Source organism: Streptomyces sp. NPDC058665 (assembly GCF_042714995.1).
In the GTDB taxonomy this organism is placed as follows: domain Bacteria; phylum Actinomycetota; class Actinomycetes; order Streptomycetales; family Streptomycetaceae; genus Streptomyces.
Genome location: NZ_JBHXRX010000070.1, coordinates 21,216 through 39,869 on the forward strand (window position 1 = coordinate 21,216; position 18,654 = coordinate 39,869).

The 18,654-nt window shown below is 69.9% G+C and carries 18 protein-coding genes; 11 read left to right on the forward strand and 7 right to left on the reverse strand.

The genetic code is table 11. The annotated features are described in order from the left end of the window. Positions 1 to 26: 26 nt before the first annotated feature. Positions 27 to 797 (reverse strand): enoyl-ACP reductase FabI, encoded by a 771-nt coding sequence (gene fabI / locus ACFWV8_RS32320; RefSeq protein WP_329389326.1) that lies wholly within the window; start codon positions 795 to 797, stop codon positions 27 to 29. A 4-nt stretch (positions 798 to 801) separates the two neighbouring features. After that, a complete protein-coding gene (gene fabG / locus ACFWV8_RS32325; protein ID WP_329389324.1) occupies positions 802 to 1,521 on the reverse strand; it encodes a 3-oxoacyl-[acyl-carrier-protein] reductase in 720 nt (239 codons plus the stop codon). A 190-nt stretch (positions 1,522 to 1,711) separates the two neighbouring features. Here fabG and ACFWV8_RS32330 point away from each other — a divergent pair, with 190 nt between their 5' ends. The 5 genes from ACFWV8_RS32330 to ACFWV8_RS32350 all read left to right on the forward strand — a co-directional run bounded on the left by ACFWV8_RS32330 (position 1,712) and on the right by ACFWV8_RS32350 (position 7,047). Continuing rightward, positions 1,712 to 3,235: a TldD/PmbA family protein gene (locus ACFWV8_RS32330; protein WP_384212305.1), complete on the forward strand. Its 1,524-nt coding sequence runs from the start codon at positions 1,712 to 1,714 to the stop codon at positions 3,233 to 3,235. Further along, positions 3,232 to 4,623, forward strand: a complete 1,392-nt coding sequence (locus tag ACFWV8_RS32335) for a metallopeptidase TldD-related protein (protein ID WP_384212307.1) — start codon at positions 3,232 to 3,234, stop codon at positions 4,621 to 4,623. Before ACFWV8_RS32330 ends, ACFWV8_RS32335 begins: the two co-directional genes overlap by 4 nt. A gap of 64 nt (positions 4,624 to 4,687) precedes the next feature. After that, a complete protein-coding gene (tyrS, locus tag ACFWV8_RS32340; RefSeq protein ID WP_384212310.1) occupies positions 4,688 to 5,965 on the forward strand; it encodes a tyrosine--tRNA ligase in 1,278 nt (425 codons plus the stop codon). A 202-nt stretch (positions 5,966 to 6,167) separates the two neighbouring features. Continuing rightward, positions 6,168 to 6,542, forward strand: a complete 375-nt coding sequence (locus ACFWV8_RS32345; protein WP_384212313.1) for a DUF3099 domain-containing protein — start codon at positions 6,168 to 6,170, stop codon at positions 6,540 to 6,542. 244 nt (positions 6,543 to 6,786) lie between these two features. Then, complete coding sequence (locus tag ACFWV8_RS32350; protein WP_384212316.1) at positions 6,787 to 7,047, forward strand: hypothetical protein; 261 nt, start codon at positions 6,787 to 6,789, stop codon at positions 7,045 to 7,047. On the opposite strand, the gene moaA is transcribed toward ACFWV8_RS32350, so the two are convergent. From moaA to ACFWV8_RS32365, 3 genes are all read right to left on the reverse strand, one after another. Then, complete coding sequence (moaA, locus tag ACFWV8_RS32355; protein ID WP_384212319.1) at positions 7,030 to 8,019, reverse strand: GTP 3',8-cyclase MoaA; 990 nt, start codon at positions 8,017 to 8,019, stop codon at positions 7,030 to 7,032. The two genes, ACFWV8_RS32350 and moaA, sit on opposite strands and share 18 nt — an antisense overlap. Positions 8,020 to 8,241: 222 nt before the next feature. Continuing rightward, a complete protein-coding gene (locus tag ACFWV8_RS32360) occupies positions 8,242 to 9,891 on the reverse strand; it encodes a cation acetate symporter (protein WP_384212322.1) in 1,650 nt (549 codons plus the stop codon). Then, positions 9,888 to 10,259, reverse strand: coding sequence for a DUF485 domain-containing protein (locus ACFWV8_RS32365; RefSeq protein ID WP_329389308.1), 372 nt, complete (start codon positions 10,257 to 10,259; stop codon positions 9,888 to 9,890). Before ACFWV8_RS32365 ends, ACFWV8_RS32360 begins: the two co-directional genes overlap by 4 nt. Before the next feature lie 235 nt (positions 10,260 to 10,494). Here ACFWV8_RS32365 and ACFWV8_RS32370 point away from each other — a divergent pair, with 235 nt between their 5' ends. Further along, positions 10,495 to 12,027 (forward strand): S8 family serine peptidase, encoded by a 1,533-nt coding sequence (locus ACFWV8_RS32370; protein ID WP_384212326.1) that lies wholly within the window; start codon positions 10,495 to 10,497, stop codon positions 12,025 to 12,027. A gap of 49 nt (positions 12,028 to 12,076) precedes the next feature. On the opposite strand, the gene ACFWV8_RS32375 is transcribed toward ACFWV8_RS32370, so the two are convergent. After that, the gene (locus ACFWV8_RS32375; RefSeq protein ID WP_384212330.1) at positions 12,077 to 12,748 is read right to left on the reverse strand and encodes a lysoplasmalogenase; all 672 of its coding nucleotides are present in this window, start codon (positions 12,746 to 12,748) and stop codon (positions 12,077 to 12,079) included. After that, a complete protein-coding gene (locus ACFWV8_RS32380; protein WP_384212332.1) occupies positions 12,745 to 13,578 on the reverse strand; it encodes a sterol desaturase family protein in 834 nt (277 codons plus the stop codon). Before ACFWV8_RS32380 ends, ACFWV8_RS32375 begins: the two co-directional genes overlap by 4 nt. A gap of 196 nt (positions 13,579 to 13,774) precedes the next feature. On the opposite strand from ACFWV8_RS32380, the gene ACFWV8_RS32385 reads away from it, so the two are divergent. The 5 genes from ACFWV8_RS32385 (at position 13,775) to ACFWV8_RS32405 (ending at position 18,556) form a co-directional block, all read left to right on the forward strand. Then, positions 13,775 to 14,764 carry a DEDDh family exonuclease gene (locus tag ACFWV8_RS32385; RefSeq protein ID WP_384212335.1) on the forward strand — a complete coding sequence of 330 codons (990 nt, stop codon included), beginning with the start codon at positions 13,775 to 13,777 and terminating at the stop codon, positions 14,762 to 14,764. Between the two features lie 63 nt (positions 14,765 to 14,827). After that, on the forward strand, positions 14,828 to 15,061 hold the full coding sequence (locus ACFWV8_RS32390) for a hypothetical protein (protein ID WP_329389300.1): 234 nt from the start codon (positions 14,828 to 14,830) through the stop codon (positions 15,059 to 15,061). Between the two features lie 86 nt (positions 15,062 to 15,147). After that, positions 15,148 to 15,936, forward strand: coding sequence for an SURF1 family protein (locus ACFWV8_RS32395; protein ID WP_384212345.1), 789 nt, complete (start codon positions 15,148 to 15,150; stop codon positions 15,934 to 15,936). A 29-nt stretch (positions 15,937 to 15,965) separates the two neighbouring features. Continuing rightward, on the forward strand, positions 15,966 to 17,795 hold the full coding sequence (locus tag ACFWV8_RS32400) for a glycoside hydrolase family 15 protein (RefSeq protein WP_384212338.1): 1,830 nt from the start codon (positions 15,966 to 15,968) through the stop codon (positions 17,793 to 17,795). Between the two features lie 5 nt (positions 17,796 to 17,800). Continuing rightward, the gene (locus ACFWV8_RS32405; RefSeq protein ID WP_384212342.1) at positions 17,801 to 18,556 is read left to right on the forward strand and encodes an SDR family oxidoreductase; all 756 of its coding nucleotides are present in this window, start codon (positions 17,801 to 17,803) and stop codon (positions 18,554 to 18,556) included. Positions 18,557 to 18,654: the final 98 nt, after the last annotated feature.

Below are 18,654 nucleotides of genomic sequence, written 5' to 3' on the forward strand. Positions count from 1 at the left end.
GGGGTCGAGCCGTTCAGCAGGTCCGGTCAGGCACCCATCATGTGGACGCCGCCGTCGACGTGCAGGATCTCGCCCGTCGTCTTCGGGAAGAAGTCCGACAGCAGTCCGACGACGCCACGGCCGGTCGGCTCCGGGTCGGACAGGTCCCAGCCGATCGGCGCACGGTGGTTCCACACGTCGGCCAGCTCCTCGAAGCCCGGGATGGACTTGGCGGCCATCGACCTGAGGGGCCCGGCGGAGACCAGGTTGCAGCGGATGTTCTGGGCGCCGAGGTCACGCGCGAGATAGCGGTTGGTGGATTCGAGCGCCGCCTTGGCGATGCCCATCCAGTCGTACTTGGGCCAGGCGAACTGCGCGTCGAAGGTGAGCCCGACGACCGAGCCGCCGCGCCCCATCAGCGGCAGGCAGGCCATGGTCAGCGACTTGAGCGAGTACGCCGAGACGTGCACCGCCGTGCCGACGTCCTCCCACTCCGCCTCCAGGAAGTTGAAGACCCCCTGCGGGCCGAAGGCGATCGAGTGCACGATTCCGTCGAGGCTCGCGCCCTCGCCCTGGTGCTCCCGGATCCGGTCGGCGAGGGAGTCCAGGTGCTCCTGGTTGGTGACATCGACCTCAAGGACGGGGGCGGGCTTGGGCAGCCGCTTGGCGATGCGCTCGACGAGCGAGAGGCGCCCGTAGCCGGTGAGGATGACGTCCGCGCCTTCCTCCTGCGCGATCTTGGCGGCGTGGAAGGCGATGGAGGCGTCGGTGAGGACGCCGGTGACGAGAATGCGCTTGCCGGCGAGGATTCCACTCATGTGATCAGTGACCCATGCCCAATCCGCCGTCAACGGGAATGACGGCTCCAGTGATGTACGCGGCGTCGTCCGAGGCGAGGAAGCGGACCACGGCCGCGATCTCCTCGGGCTGTGCGTAACGGCCGAGGGGGACGTTGGCGACGATGTTCTTGCGCTGCTCGTCGGTGAGCACCTTGGTCATGTCGGTGTCGACGAAACCGGGGGCCACGACGTTGAACGTGATGTTGCGCGAGCCGAGTTCACGGGCGAGCGAGCGGGCGAAGCCGACGAGACCGGCCTTGGAGGCCGCGTAGTTCGCCTGCCCGGCCGAGCCGAGCAGCCCGACCACGGACGAGATGAGGACGACGCGGCCGCGCTTGGCGCGCAGCATGGCGCGGTTGGCGCGCTTGACGACGCGGAAGGTGCCGGTGAGGTTGGTGTCGAGGACGGACGTGAAGTCCTCCTCGGACATCCGCATCAGCAACTGATCCTTTGTGACACCGGCGTTGGCGACCAGCACCTCCACGGGACCGTGGGCTTCCTCGATCTCCTTGTAGGCCTGCTCCACCTGCTCGCCGTCGGTGATGTCACACCGGACGGCCAGGCAGCCCGACTCCGTCAGGGCCTTGGGCGGTTCGCCCGAGCGGTAGGTGATGGCGACCTTGTCGCCGTTGCCGACGAAGGCCAGGGCAATGGCAAGACCGATGCCCCGGTTTCCTCCGGTGACGAGAACCGAGCGGCTCAACGGAGCACCTTTCGTAGCTGTCTGGTACCTGCGAAATCTATCGTCCGAGCCGCCGGTCCGTGGACTCGGGCATGGACAGCGCCTCGGTACGGTCACTGTGGGGTCCCTACATAAACGCGGCGAAAGCCCGTTCCGTACCGCATGATTCACTGCGGACACCTTTACCGAGGCGTGTGAAAGGGAGGCCGACGTGCCCCATGAGGTCGATGAGTCGTTTCTGGCACTGCCGCTGAGGGCGCTCGCCGACGCGGCCCTCGCCAGAGCGCGTGCGCTCGGCGCCGATCATGCCGACTTCCGGTTCGAGCGGGTACGGAGCGCGGACTGGCGGCTGCGGGACGCCAGGCCCGCGGGGTCGTCGGACTCGACCGATGTCGGGTACGCGGTGCGTGTCGTGCACGGCGGCGCGTGGGGATTCGCCTCCGGGGTCGATCTGACGATGGACGCGGCGGCCCGGGTCGCGGGGCAGGCCGTGGCGATGGCCAAGCTGTCGGCGAAGGTGATCGCGGCGGCGGGTTCGGACGAGCGGGTCGAGCTGGCGGACGAGCCGGTGCACGGGGAGAGGACCTGGGTGTCGGCGTACGACATCGACCCCTTCGAGGTACCCGCCGAGGACAAGAGTGGACTTCTCGCGGAGTGGAGCGCGCGCTTGCTGCGCGCGGAGGGCGTCGCGCATGTCGACGCCTCGCTGCTGACCGTCCACGAGAACAAGTTCTACGCGGACACGGCGGGCACCGTCACCACGCAGCAGCGCGTCAGGCTGCACCCGCAGTTCTCGGCGGTCGCGGTGGACGGCGAGAGCGGCGAGTTCGACTCGATGCGTACGATCGCCCCGCCGGTGGGCCGGGGTTGGGAGTATCTGACGGGCACCGGCTGGGACTGGGACTCGGAGCTGGAGCGGATCCCGGCGCTGCTCGCCGAGAAGATGCGCGCGCCGAGTGTCGAGGCGGGGACGTACGACCTGGTGGTCGACCCGTCGAATCTCTGGCTGACGATCCACGAGTCGATCGGGCACGCGACCGAGCTGGACCGGGCGCTGGGGTACGAGGCGGCGTACGCCGGGACGTCCTTCGCGACCTTCGACCAGCTGGGGAAGCTGGCGTACGGCTCGTCGATCATGAATGTGACGGGTGACCGGACGGCCGAGCACGGTCTGGCGACGATCGGGTACGACGACGAGGGCGTCGAGGCCCAGTCGTGGGACCTCGTCAAGGACGGCACGCTCGTCGGCTACCAGCTGGACCGGCGGATCGCGAAGCTGACGGGCTTCGAGCGGTCCAACGGCTGCGCGTACGGGGACTCCCCGGGCCATGTGCCGGTGCAGCGTATGGCGAACGTGTCGCTGAAGCCGGATCCGGGCGGGCTCGCCACGGAGGATCTGATCGGCGGGGTGGAGCGCGGGATCTATGTGGTCGGCGACCGTTCGTGGTCGATCGACATGCAGCGCTACAACTTCCAGTTCACCGGGCAGCGGTTCTTCCGCATCGAGAACGGCAAGCTCGCCGGCCAGGTGCGGGACGTGGCCTACCAGGCGACGACGACGGACTTCTGGGGCTCGATGGAGGCGGTGGGCGGACCGCAGACGTATGTACTCGGCGGCGCCTTCAACTGCGGCAAGGCCCAGCCCGGTCAGGTCGCTTCGGTCTCCCACGGCTGCCCCTCCGCCCTCTTCCGCGGAGTGAACATCCTCAACACCACGCAGGAGGCGGGACGATGAGCACGAGCAGCAAGCCGCACGAGATCGTCGAGCGGGCGCTCGACCTGTCGACCGCCGACGGCTGCGTGGTCATCGCCGACGAGCACTCGACGGCCAACCTACGCTGGGCGGGCAACGCGCTGACGACGAACGGTCTCACCCGGGGCCGTACGCTCACCGTCATCGCGACCGTCGACGGCGGGGAGGGCACCGCCTCCGGTGTGGTGTCGCGGTCCGCCGTCACCGCGGACGAGCTGGAGCCGCTGGTGCGCGCCGCCGAGGCCGCCGCCCGTGGTGCGGGCCCCGCCGAGGACGCCCGGCCGCTCGTCGACGCCGGTCCGGTGTCGAAGGACTTCACCGACGAGCCCGCCGAGACGACATCCGCGGTCTTCGCGGACTTCGCGCCGGCGCTCGGCGAGTCCTTCGCGCGGGCCAGGGCCGGCGGCCGGGAGCTGTACGGCTTCGCGAACCACGAGCTGACCTCGACGTATCTCGGTACGTCCACGGGGGTACGGCTCAGGCACGACCAGCCCAACGGCACGCTGGAGCTGAACGCCAAGTCCCCCGACCGCTCGCGGTCGGCCTGGGCGGGGCGCTCGACGCGTGACTTCAGGGATGTGGATCCGGCGGAGCTCGACGCCGAGCTGGCGCGGCGTCTGGTCTGGGCGGAGCGCCGCATCGAGCTGCCCGCGGGCCGGTACGAGACGCTGCTGCCGCCGACCGCGGTGGCCGATCTGCTGATCTACCAGCTGTGGTCGTCGTCCGCGCGGGACGCCGCCGAGGGCCGTACGGTCTTCTCCAAGCCCGGCGGCGGCACGCGCGTCGGCGACACTCTCGCCGGGCTGCCGCTGACGCTGCGCAGCGATCCGAACGAACCGGGCCTGGAATCGGCGCCGTTCGTGATCGCGCACGCGTCGGGCGACGACTCGTCGGTGTTCGACAACGGTCTGCCGCTCCTCGCGACGGACTGGGTACGGGACGGCAGGCTGGACCGGCTGGTCACCACCCGGCACAGCGCGGAGCTGACCGGGCTGCCGGTCGCGCCGTCCGTCGACAATCTGGTCCTGGACGGCGGCGGTGAGCGTTCCCTGGCGGAGATGGTCGCCGGCACCACGCGCGGGCTGCTGCTCACCTGCCTGTGGTACATCCGCGAGGTCGACCCGGCGACGCTGCTGCTGACGGGGCTGACCCGGGACGGTGTCTATCTGGTCGAGAACGGCGAGGTCGTCGGCGAGGTGAACAACTTCCGCTTCAACGAGTCGCCGGTGGACCTGCTGTCGCGCGCGTCGGAGGCGGGGCGGACGGAGAAGACGCTGCCTCGCGAGTGGGGCGACTACTTCACGCGGGCCGCGATGCCCGCGCTCCGGGTGCCTGATTTCAATATGAGTTCGGTCAGCCAGGGCGTATAACCTCGAAGGGGTTCCGGCGTCGTGGACGCCGGGCCGATCTGACACCGAAGGAGACGCGAGACACGTGACGGATATCGTCGACGAGCTGCGGTGGCGTGGGCTGATCGCCCTGTCCACCGACGAGGACGCATTGCGCAAGGCGTTCGCGGACGGCCCCGTCACGTTCTATTGCGGCTTCGACCCGACCGCGCCCAGCCTGCATCTGGGGAATCTGGTCCAGATCCTCACGATGCGCCGGATCCAGCGGGCGGGGAACCGTCCGCTGGGGCTGGTCGGCGGAGCGACGGGTCTGATCGGCGACCCGAAGCCGAACTCGGAGCGCACCCTGAACGAGCCCGAGGTTGTCGGCGAGTGGGTGGGGCGGCTGCGCGCGCAGATCGAGCGGTACCTGGACTTCGAGGGCCCGCACGCGGCGACCATGGTCAACAACCTGGACTGGACGTCGGGTCTGTCGGCGATCGGCTTCCTGCGCGATGTCGGGAAGTACTTCCGGGTCAACAAGATGATCGCGAAGGAGGCGGTCGCGCGGCGGCTGAACTCCGACGCGGGCATCAGCTACACCGAGTTCAGCTACCAGATCCTCCAGGGCATGGACTTCCTGGAGCTGTACCGACGCTACGGCTGCACGCTCCAGACCGGTGGCAGTGACCAGTGGGGCAATCTCACGGCGGGTACGGATCTGATCCACCGGGTCGAGCCCGAGGCGTCGGTGCACGCCCTGGCGACCCCGCTGATCACGAAGGCCGACGGCACCAAGTTCGGCAAGACGGAGAGCGGCACGGTCTGGCTGGACCCCGAGCGGACGACACCGTACGCGTTCTACCAGTTCTGGCTGAACGCGGACGACCGGGACGTCTCCAAGTTCCTGCGGATCTTCAGCTTCAAGTCCCGCGCGGAGATCGAGGAGCTGGAGAAGCTGACCGAGGAGCGCCCGCAGGCCCGTGCGGCGCAGCGGGCGCTGGCCGAGGAGCTGACGACGCTGGTCCATGGCGCCGAGCAGTGCGCCGGTGTGGTCGCCGCTTCGAAGGCGCTGTTCGGCCAGGGTGAGCTGACCGGGCTGGACGCGGCGACGCTGGCGGCGGCCCTGTCGGAGGTGCCGCACGCGCGGGTGGCGGAGCTGGCGCCGATGGTGGACCTGCTGACCGAGGTGGGGCTGGCGCCGAGCAAGTCGGCGGCCCGTCGCACGGTGAAGGAGGGCGGGGCGTACGTGAACAATGTCAAGGTCGCGGACGCCGAAGCCGTACCGGACGCCGGGGAGCTGCTGCACGGGCGCTGGCTGGTGCTGCGCCGGGGCAAGAAGAACCTCGCCGCGGTCGAGGTCACGGCGGAAACGGCGTCCTGAGCCGGGGGAACAGCGCTGCGACCCCTGCGGCCCCGTACGGCCCGGTACGCCCACTCGCGTACCGGGCCGTACGTGTTCGGGCGGGGACGGGGTGCGCCGCCATCAGGCGGTACCCCCTCTCGTAGGAGGCGCACGCCGGGCGTACCGTGGTCCGGGGCCGGTACTGGGAGCGGCCGGCGAGGGAATCGGATGGTGGACCGTGATGCGGAAGCAGGGCAGCGCCGAGGTTTTCCGTATCACGGGAGCGCGGCGGGGACTCGACGAGGACGTGCGCGGCAGACAGCGGCGCTATGTCATCTCCATGCTGGTGCGCACCCTCGCGGTGATCCTGGCCGTCGCTCTGTGGAATGTGGAGCGTTATGTGGCGATCGGGTGTCTTGTGCTCGGTGTCCTGCTGCCGTACGTGGCCGTGGTGATCGCCAACGGGGGCCGGGAGAACGCCGGTTCCCTGCCGTCGACCCATCTGCCTCCGCCGGCCCGGCCGATGATCGCTCCCGCGCCCGTGCCGGGTGGAGCGGAATCCGGCGCGCGGTCCGCGAACTTCGAACAGTCGGCTCCCCCAGGCGGCCGGAGTTGACTCGAACACTCTCGAAGCTCAAGAAAAGCTCAGATCAATCATGAAGTTCCGGTGCACCTGACCCGGCTACCCGTGACATACTTTGTAGGCGCTCCGCATCCCCCGTCGGAGCGACGGACCGACGCCGGGCAGCTCCCCCCGTGGCTGCTCGGCGTCGCCTTTTTCGGGGCGTGTCTTCTTGGGGCGTATCTCCCGGGCTCAGCGGCTGTCGGTCGCGCCCCCGCCACGCCCTAGGCTTGAGGCCGTGAACCTCTTCGATTCTCCCGGCGCCTCCGAAGGACCCTCCGGCGGACCTGTCTGTTCGGCCAAGGGTTGCCGCGCCTCCGCCGTGTGGGTGCTGGCCTGGAACAACCCCAAGCTGCACACGCCCGAGCGCCGGAAGACCTGGCTGGCCTGCGAGGAGCACCGCGAACACCTGTCGTCGTTCCTCGGTGTCCGCGGTTTCCTCAAGGACGTCGTGACCCTGGCCGAGTGGGAGCGGGACACCTCACCCGCCGATGGCTGACATGGGCCGGTCGGGCTGGAGGAACAGCGGGTCGTCCAGGCCGGAGCCCGCCTTCTTGCCCCACATCGCCAGCTTCCAGAGCGTCGCGATGTCCTGGTCGGTGGCGTCCGAGCGCAGGGCCGCGCGCAGATCGGTCTCCTCACGGGCGAACAGACACGTGCGCACCTGACCGTCGGCGGTGAGCCTGGTGCGGTCGCAGGCCGAGCAGAACGGGCGGGTGACGGAGGCGATGACACCGACCCGGTGCGGTCCGCCGTCCACGATCCAGCGCTCGGCGGGGGCGGACCCGCGCTCCTCGCCGCCCTCCTCGGTGAGGGTGAAGCGGGTGCGCAGCGACTGGAGGATGTCGCCCGCGGTGATCATCCCCTCCCGCTTCCAGCCGTGCTGGGCGTCGAGGGGCATCTGCTCGATGAAGCGCAGCTCGTAGCCGTTCTCGACGGCCCAGGCGAGCAGCTCGGGGGCCTCGTCGTCGTTGAGCCCCGGCATCAGGACGGTGTTGACCTTGACGGGGGTCAGGCCCGCCGCGCGCGCGGCGGCCAGCCCGTCGAGCACGTCCTGGTGGCGGTCGCGCCTGGTGAGGGTCTTGAAGACGTCGCGGCGCAGGGTGTCGAGCGAGACGTTCACCCGGTCGAGACCGGCGGTCTTGAGCGCGGCGGCCGTGCGCCGGAGCCCGATGCCGTTGGTCGTCACCGACATCTTGGGGCGGGGGGCGAGGGCGGCGCACCGCTCGACGATGCCGACGAGACCGGGCCGCAGCAGCGGCTCACCGCCGGTGAAGCGGACGTCGCGCACGCCGAGCAGGGTCACGGCGATACGGACGAGTCTGACGATCTCGTCGTCGGTGAGGAGATCGGGCTTGGCGAGCCACTGCAGGCCCTCTTCCGGCATGCAGTACGTACACCGGAGATTGCACTTGTCGGTGAGCGAGACTCGTAGGTCGGTGGCCACCCGGCCGTAAGTGTCGATGAGCACTGTGAGCCCCCTGCCTCGTGGTGCCTCTGGTACCTCTGGGACGGTCGTTCCGGTCTCGTGTGCGACCGGTCTTTCGAGCGTACGGCAGACCTCTGACATCCACCGGGCCCGTTTGCCACAAGGAGCGGCGTGGCCGCGTCGTAGGACTCTACGACGCGGCCACGCCCGTGGCTCTCTCTTCGGTTGAATTCGATCAGCGAATCGATCAGTAGGCCGATCGGGTCAGTGCGCCCCGGTGCCGGTGAGCGACTTGACCTCCAGCTCGGCGTACTTCTTGACGTCGGGCTCCTCCTTGGAGAGGACCGAGGCGAGCCAGCCGAGCAGGAAGCCCAGCGGGATCGAGATCAGTCCGGGGTTCTCCAGCGGGAAGAAGGCGAAGTCCACGTCCGGGAACATCGAGGAGGGCTTGGAGGAGACGACCGGCGAGAACAGGACCAGCAGGACGGACGAGGCCAGACCGCCGTAGATCGACCAGAGCGCGCCGACCGTGTTGAACCGCTTCCAGAAGAGGCTGTAGAGAAGGGTCGGCAGGTTGGCGGAGGCGGCGACCGCGAAGGCGAGGGCCACCAGACCGGCGACGTTCAGGTCGCGGGCGAGGGCGCCGAGCGCGATGGAGACGACGCCGATGGCGACGGTCGCGTAGCGGGCCGCGCGCACCTCCTCCTTCTCGGTGGCCTTGCCCCGGCGGATGACGTTGGCGTAGATGTCGTGCGCGAACGACGACGAGGACGCCAGCGTCAGACCGGCGACGACCGCGAGGATGGTGGCGAAGGCGACCGCGGAGATGACGGCGAGCAGGATGGCGCCGCCGGTGGAGTCACCGCCGCCGCCGATCTCCATCGCGAGCAGTGGCGCCGCCGTGTTGCCCGCCGCGTTGGAACTGGTGATCTCCTCCGGAGTGAGCAGGGCCGCGGCGCCGAAGCCCAGGGCGATGGTCATCAGGTAGAAGCCGCCGATGATGCCGATGGCCCAGTTGACGGACTTACGGGCCGCCTTGGCCGTGGGCACCGTGTAGAAGCGGATCAGGATGTGCGGCAGTCCGGCGGTGCCGAGGACGAGCGCGATGCCCAGCGAGATGAAGTCGAGCTTCGAGGTCTCCGTGAGGCCGTACTTGAGTCCGGGCTCCAGGAAGGCCGAGCCCTTGCCGCTGTTGGAGGCGGCGCTGCCGAGCAGGTCGGAGACGTTGAAGTTGAACTTGAGCAGCACCAGGAAGGTGATGAGCAGGGTGCCCGCGATGAGCAGGACGGCCTTGACCATCTGGACCCAGGTGGTGCCCTTCATCCCGCCGATGGTGACGTAGACGATCATCAGGATGCCGACCAGGGCAACGATAAGGATCTTGCCCGCGTCGCTGGTGATGCCGAGCAGCAGCGAGACGAGCACACCCGCGCCGGCCATCTGGGCCAAGAGATAGAAGATCGAGACGACGATGGTGGAGGCGCCCGCCGCCGTACGGACGGGGCGCTGGCGCATCCGGTAGGCGAGGACGTCGCCCATCGTGTAGCGGCCGGAGTTGCGCAGCGGTTCGGCGACCAGCAGCAGCGCGACGAGCCAGGCGACCAGGAAGCCGATGGAGTAGAGGAAGCCGTCGTAGCCGAAGAGGGCGATGGCGCCGGCGATACCGAGGAAGGAGGCGGCGGACATGTAGTCGCCGGAGACGGCGAGGCCGTTCTGGAAGGCGGTGAACTGGCGTCCGCCCGCGTAGAAGTCGGCGGCGTTCTTGGTCTGCCGGCCGGCCCAGACGGTGATGACGAGGGTGGCGATGACGAACAGCGCGAAGAGCGTGATGATCAGCGGCCGGTGCTCGCTGGCGTCGGTGTTGGCGGCCAGCTGGATTCCGGCGGCCTCGGTCAGCTGGATGGTCGGGCTCACAGGTCGGCCTCCATACGGGACTTGATCGCCGCGCCCTTGGGGTCGAGCTTCTGCGATGCGTACTTCGAGTAGAACCAGGCGATGAGGAACGTGGTGAGGAACTGACCGAGGCCGAAGACGAAGGCGACGTTGATGTTGCCGAAGAGCTTGGTGCCCATGAAGCCGCCGGCGTAGTTGGACAGCAGCACGTACAGCAGGTACCAGGCGATGAAGGCGATGGTCAGGGGGAAGGCGAAGGAGCGGTACGTACGGCGCAGTTCACCGAATTCGGCGCTCTCCTGGACCTCTGTGAACTGTGCTGTCGTGGGCTGGGCGGGGGTGCTGGGGTCCGAGTTGCCCTTGGGCGGCGGCGGTCCATCGGTAGCCACGGAATCTCCTCGTGACGCGGGTGCGGTAGGGGTGGTCGAGGGGGCGCTCACTGAGGGGGTGATGTTGTCCACCCCCTGACAACGGCACGGAGAGCGCGGCGAAGTGGTTCAACACCGGCGATTTTCTGCCCGAAATCATTGATGAGCAGGGATGATCAGCGATAGCTTCGCTCGTCATGTACCCGCCCATGCGCGCTGTGCGCAGGGGCGGCCTCACGGATGATGTGGAGAACCCATGGCTCATCTGAGATCCAGACGGCGGCACGCACTGGTTCTGCCCGTCGGTCTGGCGCTCATCGCCTCGCTCGGCTTCCTGCCGGCCGGGTCCGCGTCGGCGGCGCCGGCCGACGACGTCCCGGCCGCTGTCTCGACGGACGGCCCGAAGCTGTCGTACGTCGTGAACACCAACGGCGGGCACTCCACCGTCAAGTCGGTGAAGAGAGCCATCGCCAAGGCCGGTGGCACCGTGGTGATCGCCTATGACCAGATAGGCGTCATCGTCGTCCACTCGCAGAACCCGGAGTTCGGCCCGGCGATCCGCAAGGTCCGGGGCGTCGCTTCGGCGGGTGCCACCCGTACGAAGCCGCTGACGGCCCAGACCACCACGGACATCGAGGCCGAGCAGCCGCTGTCCGCCAAGGAGGCGAAGGCCGCCACGGCGAAGGCCGGTGCCGACCAGGACGCGCTGGAGCCCCTCCAGTGGGACCTGCCGGCCATCAAGGCGGACAAGGCGCACCAGAAGTCGCTCGGCAGCAGCAAGGTCACCGTCGGCGTCATCGACACGGGTGTCGACGACACCCACCCCGACCTCGCTCCGAACTTCGACCGTCGCGCATCGGTCAGTTGTGTGGGCGGTGCGCCCAACACGGCGGACGGCGCCTGGCGTCCGGGCCCCGGGGAGAGCGACCACGGCACGCACGTCGCGGGCACGATCGCCGCGGCCAAGAACGGCACCGGTGTCACCGGCGTCGCTCCGGGCGTGAAGGTCTCCGGCATCAAGGTGTCGCAGCCCGACGGCTTCTTCTACACCGAGGCCGTCGTCTGCGGCTTCGTCTGGGCCGCCGAGCACGGCGTCGATGTGACGAACAACAGCTATTACACCGACCCGTGGCTGTTCAACTGCGAGGACGACCCGGACCAGAAGGCTCTGGCCGACGCCGTCACGCGGGCCACCCGGTACGCCGAGGGCAAGGGCATCGTCAATGTCGCCGCCGCCGGCAACTCCGACATGGACCTGGCCGCCGACGAGCTCAACGACGGTTCGAGCCCGAACGACACCACCCCGGCCGACCGCGTGATCGACCCGTCCGAGTGCCTGGACATTCCGTCCCAGGTGCCGGGTGTCGTCACGGTCTCCGCGACCGGTGCGAAGAACCTGAAGGCGTCGTACTCCAACTACGGTCTGGGGAAGGTCGACGTCGCCGCTCCCGGTGGCGACCTGACGGCGTACCAGACCCCGGAGGCGCCCGCCGTCAACGGTCTGATCCTGAGCACGCTGCCCGGTGGTGGCTTCGGCTACAAGGGCGGTACGTCGATGGCGTCCCCGCACGTGGCGGGTGTCGCGGCGCTGATCAAGTCGACCCACCCGTACGCCTCGCCGTGGCTGGTCAAGACGTTGCTGAACGTCCAGGCCGACGCGACGTCGTGCACCAACCCGTACGACATCGACGGTGACGGCATCGTCGACGCGGTGTGCGAGGGCGGCAAGCAGAAGAACGGCTTCTACGGTGCCGGCGTGGTGGACGCGCTGGACGCCGTCCGCCGCTGAGCACGACAGCCTGAGTAGACGAGCGGGCCGTCCCGGTGGGGCGGCCCGCTCAGTCGTGTACGGGGCGGGCCGTGCGGACCGTCGGGCTGCCCTCCGTGGGCGAAGGGCCCGTGGCGGCGCGCAGGACGCCCGCCGTGAGCAGGGCCTGGGCCGCGAGATAGGTCAGCATGATCCACAGACCGGCGGCCGGCGGCTGGGTCCACTCGGCGACGTCGGTGGCGATGAGCGTGTCGGAGAGCAGGAAGAGCGCGCCGCCCGCGCCGGCGAGCGGCCCGAGACCGCTCGCCCGGCAGGCCATGGCGGCCAGCAGCAGGCTGTAGACGGCGACGGGGACGCGCAGTTCGGCGGGGAGGCCGGGCCACAGCAGGGCGAGCGCCACGGCGAGCACGAGGCCGTACCCGACCGCGAGATCGACGCGCGTACGGCGGCGGCCGAACAGCGTCAGGTAGCAGAGGTGTCCGGCGGCGAAGCACCCCATGCCCGCGAGGAACGCCGCGTCGGCCGGGACGAGCAGGAACACGTCGCCGCCCCAGCCGAGGAGCAGCGCGGCGACGAGGAGCCGGGGGCCGCCCCGGGCGGCCACGTACGCGGCGAGGAGCGGCATCAGCAGGGGCTTGGCGAGGAGTTGGCCGGTACGTGAGCCGACGGCGACACAGACCAGCTCGGCGACGGCTGCGAGCGCGAAGGCCACCAGGAGCGGCTTCGCGGGCAGGCGGCTCACTCGGGCTGCCAGCCGGGTCCACGGAAGATCCGTCCGGCCCGTTCGCGCCAGTCGCGGGCGGCCCGTACGTCGCGTGCGATGGCGGCGTACTCGTGGGTGGCGACCCGCAGCGGGTTGTAGGTCTCGATGTTCTTCGTGAGCCCGTAGACCGGCCGCTCGGTCTCGGCCGCGAAGGAGCCGAAGAGCCGGTCCCAGACGATCAGGATCCCGCCGAAGTTGCGGTCCAGATAGCCGCCCTGGGAGGCGTGGTGCACCCGGTGGTGCGACGGCGTGTTCAGCACGTACTCGAAGGGCCGGGGCAGCTTGTCGATCCGCTCGGTGTGCACCCAGAACTGGTAGACGAGGTTCGCCGACGAGCAGAAGGCGAGCGCGGCGGGGTGCGCCCCGAGCAGGATGAACGGGAGGTAGAACGGCCAGATGGTGAGTGAGGTCCAGGGCTGGCGCAGGGCGGTGCTGAGGTTGAACTTCCGGCTGGAGTGGTGCACCACGTGGCAGGCCCAGAGGATCCGCACGACGTGGTGGCCGCGGTGGGACCAGTAGTAGAAGAAGTCCTGCGCGAGCAGCATCAGCGGGATGGTCCACCACAGGACGGGGACGCGCAGGGGCGTCAGCTCGTACGCCGCCGTGTAGACGGCGACGACGGGTATCTTCCAAAGGAGGTCGAAGCCGAGGCTGCCGAGCCCCATGGAGAGGCTGGTGGCGGCGTCCTTGCCCGAGTACCCGGCGGCGTCCTCGTCGGGATGGAGCCGGTAACTCACCACTTCGACCAGGGTGAGCAGGACGAACGCGGGGATCGACCACAGCACGACATCGGGCAGGTTCGGCGGCATGCCAAGCACCGTAGAGCCGGGTACGCGGCCCCGGCTAGATGTTGTTACCGACAAGTATGTGAGACATCCTGTCAGCGGCTCTCGGTGACTTCCCCCAACGGGTGACCGGACGGTCCGTCAGCACCCGTACCGCGCGAGCGGGGCGACGACTGGTCAGAGGCGCGTCACGGACTGTCAGTCGTGGCCCGTATTCTCTGTGACCATGCTCGACGACCCCGCGACTTCGACGATGTGGCCGGCCGCGTACCCCCAGGGATACGCGGTCGTCGACGTGGAGACCACCGGACTCGCCCGCGACGACCGCATAGTGTCCGCGGCGGTGTACCGGCTGGACGCGCGGGGCGACGTCGAGGACCACTGGTACACGCTGGTCAATCCCGAGCGCGACCCGGGGCCGGTCTGGATCCACGGGCTGACGACCGATGTGCTGGCGGACGCCCCGCTGTTCAGAGATGTCGCGCGGGAGTTCTCGGAGCGGCTCGCTGACCGGGTGCTCGTCGCGCACAACGCGTTCTTCGACTGGTCGATGATCTCCCGGGAGTACGCGCGCGCGAAGGCGGTCGCGCCCACGCGTCAGCGGCTGTGCACCATCGCACTCGCCAAGGAGCTCCGACTGCCGCTGCCCAACCACAAGTTGGCCACGCTCGCCGAGCACTTCGGCGTCGCCCAGCGGCGCGCGCACCACGCGCTGGACGACGCGCGGGTGCTCGCGGAGGCGTTCCGGCCGAGCCTGCACGCGGCGGCGCGGGACGGGGTGCGGCTGCCGCTGCTCGAATGCCGGCCGCTCACGGAGTGGACGGACAGCCCGGCGAAGCCGCTGATCGGCCATCAGGCGACGCACCGTCCGACGACCTGGCGCCCGTCGCGTCGGCTGCCGCCCAGTCCGTATCCGAACCCGGGGCGGTACGAGAGCGACAAGCCGCTCGCGCAGGGGATGCGGGTCGCCTTCTCGGGTGACACGTCGGTCGACCGTGAGCTGCTGGAGGACCGGGCCGTCGAGGCGGGGCTGCATGTCGCCACCAGCGTCTCGCGGAAGACGAGTCTGCTCGTGACGAACGATCCCGGCTCGGCGACGTCCAAGACGGTGAAGGCGGCGGAGTACGGCACACCGGTCGTGGACGAGGCCGCGTTCACGCATCTGCTGCGCGACGTGGCGCCCGCGGCGGTGCCCCCGGCAGACGGGTGATTGCGCCGCGACTCGCCCCCGGTCCGCTCGCGCACCGCGCCGCCGCGTCCCAACCTGTGGCGCATGGCACGTTGCGAAGTCTGCGGAAACGAATACGGCATGTCCTTCGAGGTGCACGCGCAAGGCGCCGTGCATGTCTTCGACTGCTTCTCCTGCGCCATCCACCGCATGGCGCCCGTCTGTGAACACTGCCGCGTCCAGATCATCGGCCAGGGCGTCGAGGTCGAAGGCCAGTGGTTCTGCGGCGCCCACTGCGCCCGCGCCGAGGGGAAGGCGGGCATCGTCGACCGGGTGTGAGTGATCTCGGACAGGTGTACGGGCGGGCGCCCGGCCCGGCGGACCCGCTGCCGGGCGCGGCCGACCCTCCGGGTACCGTCAAAGGCGTGTACCGGTTCCTCTTGTCGCGGCAGTGGGTGATCCTCACCCTGCTCGCCCTCGCCCTCATCCCCGTGATGATCGAGCTCGGCTTCTGGCAGCTGCACCGGCACGAACACCGGGTGGCGCAGAACACACTGATCGCCGACAACCTCAAGGCGAAGCCGGTCCCGGTCACCGAGCTCACCTCCCCCGGTCACACCGTGCCGCGCGCCGACTTCTGGCGGCGGGTCGAGGCCACCGGCACCTTCGACACGGCGCACGAGGTCGTCGTACGCCGCCGGACCAACGCCGACGAAACCGTCGGCTTCCATGTCCTGACCCCGCTCGTCCTCGCCGACGGCCGGGCGGTCCTCGTCAACCGCGGCTGGATCCCCTTCGGGGCGGACCAGCGCTCCTTCCCGGACATCCCGGCGGCCCCCAAGGGCGAGGTCACCGTCACCGGCCGCCTCAAGGCGGACGAGACGACCGGCACCAGCGGCATCAAGGAGCTGAGCGACCTCCCGGACCGCCAGGTCATGCTGATCAACAGCGAGCAGCAGGCCGGGTTCCTCGGCCGGACCGTACTCGGCGGCTACATCGAGCAGACCGCCCCCGCGGCGGCCGGCGGCAGCCCGCGCCAGATCCCCGAGCCCGACTCAGGCTCCATCGGTCCGCACATGGCGTACGCCGTGCAGTGGTGGCTGTTCACCGCGGGCGTGCCCGTCGGGTGGGTCATTCTTGTACGGCGCGAGAGGCGCGACCGCGCGGCGACCGCCGCCCGGGGCACACCCGAGCGGGAGACGGCCGCCGCATAACCCGCCTGCCCTGCGGGAACAGGGCTGAGGTGACCCAACGCATCGAGGACTACGCCCTCATCGGCGACTTGCAGACCGCGGCACTCGTCGGCATGGACGGCTCCATCGACTGGTTGTGCCTGCCGCGCTTCGACTCCGCCGCGTGCTTCGCGTCCCTGCTCGGCAACAAGGAGAACGGCCACTGGCTGCTCGCTCCCCGGGGTGCCACCCGCTGCGCCGGCCGCCGGTACGCGGGCGAATCGCTGGTGCTGGAGACCCTGTGGGAGACCAGGGGCGGCACGGTGAAGGTCACCGACTTCATGCCGCAGCGCGATGTCGCGCCCGATCTCGTACGCATCGTGGAGGGCGTCAGCGGCTCGGTGGAGATGAGCGCCGCACTGCGGCTGCGCTTCGACTACGGCTCCATCGTGCCGTGGGTACGCAGGACCGACGGGCAGCGCGTCGCCGTGGCCGGGCCGGACTCGGTCTGGCTGCGGAGCGTCTCGCTCGCGCGGCCGGCCGGCGGTGAACCGGCGCCGGCCGAGAAGCCGTTGGTCAAGACGTGGGGCCAGGAGTTCAGCACCTGCTCGTCGTTCACCGTCGGCGCAGGGGAGAAGGTCGCGTTCGTCCTCAGCTGGCACCCCTCGCACTTGCCGCGCCCCGATCTGATCGACCCGTTCGAGGCCCTGGAGCACAGCAAGGCGGACTGGGAGGAGTGGGCGGGGCTCTGTACGTACAAGGGGCCGTACCGCCAAGCCGTCCTGCGCTCCCTGCTCACGCTCAAAGCGCTTACCTACGCCCCGACGGGCGGCATCGTGGCGGCGCCCACGACCTCGCTACCCGAGGAGCTGGGAGGCGTACGCAACTGGGACTACCGCTACTGCTGGCTGCGCGACTCGGCGCTCGTCCTGAACGCCCTGCTGTCCGCGGGCTACGTGGACGAGGCCAGGGCGTGGCGCGACTGGCTGCTGCGCGCGGTCGCCGGTGACCCCTCCGACCTCCAGATAATGTACGGGGTCGCGGGCGAACGGCGGCTGCCGGAGACGGAGTTGCCGTGGCTGGGCGGTTACGCGGGCTCCCGCCCGGTCCGGACCGGGAACGAGGCGGTCCAGCAGCTCCAGCTCGATGTGTACGGCGAGGTCATCGACTCCCTTCACGTGGCGCGGGAGGTCGGCCTCGCGGGGCAGCCGCACGCGTGGGATCTCCAGCTCGCCCTGCTGGGTTTCCTGGAGTCGAAGTGGCGTGAGCCGGACGAGGGGCTGTGGGAAGTGCGCGGCCCCCGGCAGCACTTCGTGCACTCCAAGGTGATGGCGTGGGTCGCCGCCGACCGCGCGGTGAAGACGCTGGAGGCCGATCCGTCGCTGCGCGGTGATGTGAACCGCTGGCGGACGATGCGCGACGAGGTGCACCGGGAGGTGTGCGAGAAGGGTTTCGACCCGGTTCGTAACACCTTCACGCAGGCGTACGGTTCGACCGAACTGGACGCGGCGACCCTGCTGATCCCGCGCTTCGGCTTTCTGCCGCCGGACGATCCGCGGGTGGTGGGCACGGTCGACGCGGTGCGGGCGGAGCTGGGAGCGGGCGGGCTGGTGCGCCGCTACAGCACGGAGGGGGCGTCGATCGACGGGCTGCCCGGCGGCGAAGGCACCTTCCTCGTCTGCTCGTTCTGGCTGGCGGACGCCCTGCTCATGACGGGTCGCGGAGAGGAGGCGACGGAACTCTTCGAGCGCCTTCTCGCCCTTCGTAACGACGTCGGCCTGCTCGCCGAGGAGTACGATCCGGCGATCGGCCGGCAACTGGGCAACTTCCCGCAGGCGTTCAGCCACATCGGGCTCGTGGGGACGGCCCTCGCCCTGGCCCGGGAGGACGAGGCAGGATAGGGGCCATGGATCTTGGACTGAAGGACCGCGTCTACGTCGTCACCGGCGCGTCCCGGGGACTGGGGCGCGCGTCCGCCGAAGCGCTGGTGGCGGACGGGGCGAAAGTGGTCGTCACCGGGCGCGACGAGAAGTCCGTCATGGAGGCGGCGGAGTCGATCGGCCCGAACGCGTTCGGCGTGGTCGCGGACAACGCGGATCCCGCGGTCGCGGAGCGCCTGATAGCCGTGGCACGGGCGCGGTTCGGCGGCTTCGACGGGATCCTGATCAGCGTCGGCGGCCCGGCGCCGGGGCTCGCGCTGGACACGACGGACGAGCAGTGGCTGTCGTCGTTCGACTCGGTCTTCCTCGGCGCGGTACGGCTGGCGCGCGAGGCGGCCAACGAGCTGGGTGAGGGCGGGGTCATCGGTCTCGTGCTGTCCGGCTCGGTCCACGAACCGATCCGCGGCCTCACGATCTCCAACGGCCTGCGGCCGGGCCTGGCGGGATTCGCGAAGTCACTCGCCGGCGAGGTGGGTCCGCGCGGCATCCGCGTGATCGGCCTGCTGCCGGCCCGGATCGACACGGACCGGGTCCGCGAACTGGACTCCCTGTCGGGCGACCCGGCGGCGGCCCGCGCGTCCCAGGAGGCCCGGATACCGCTGCGCCGCTACGGCACGCCGGCCGAGTTCGGCCGCACGGCGGCGTTCATGCTCTCCCCCGCGGCGTCCTACCTGACGGGCCTGATGCTCCCGGTGGACGGCGGCACCCGCCACGGCTACTGACACCGTCAGCACCTCCGGCGCGTGTCTCGGTTGCTCCTCTCCGGGCCCACGAGACTACCATTCCGCGGGTTTTGCGGGGTCGGCGGTAGGGCGTTCGG

What these genes read in the sequence shown, in the direction of transcription:
- fabI (WP_329389326.1), bottom strand. Translation starts at nt 797, where the DNA reads ATGAGTGGAATCCTCGCCGGCAAGCGCATTCTCGTCACCGGCGTCCTC.
- ACFWV8_RS32335 (WP_384212307.1), top strand. Translation starts at nt 3,232, where the DNA reads ATGAGCACGAGCAGCAAGCCGCACGAGATCGTCGAGCGGGCGCTCGAC.
- ACFWV8_RS32345 (WP_384212313.1), top strand. Translation starts at nt 6,168, where the DNA reads ATGCGGAAGCAGGGCAGCGCCGAGGTTTTCCGTATCACGGGAGCGCGG.
- ACFWV8_RS32370 (WP_384212326.1), top strand. Translation starts at nt 10,495, where the DNA reads ATGGCTCATCTGAGATCCAGACGGCGGCACGCACTGGTTCTGCCCGTC.
- ACFWV8_RS32380 (WP_384212332.1), bottom strand. Translation starts at nt 13,578, where the DNA reads ATGCCGCCGAACCTGCCCGATGTCGTGCTGTGGTCGATCCCCGCGTTC.
- ACFWV8_RS32390 (WP_329389300.1), top strand. Translation starts at nt 14,828, where the DNA reads ATGGCACGTTGCGAAGTCTGCGGAAACGAATACGGCATGTCCTTCGAG.
- ACFWV8_RS32405 (WP_384212342.1), top strand. Translation starts at nt 17,801, where the DNA reads ATGGATCTTGGACTGAAGGACCGCGTCTACGTCGTCACCGGCGCGTCC.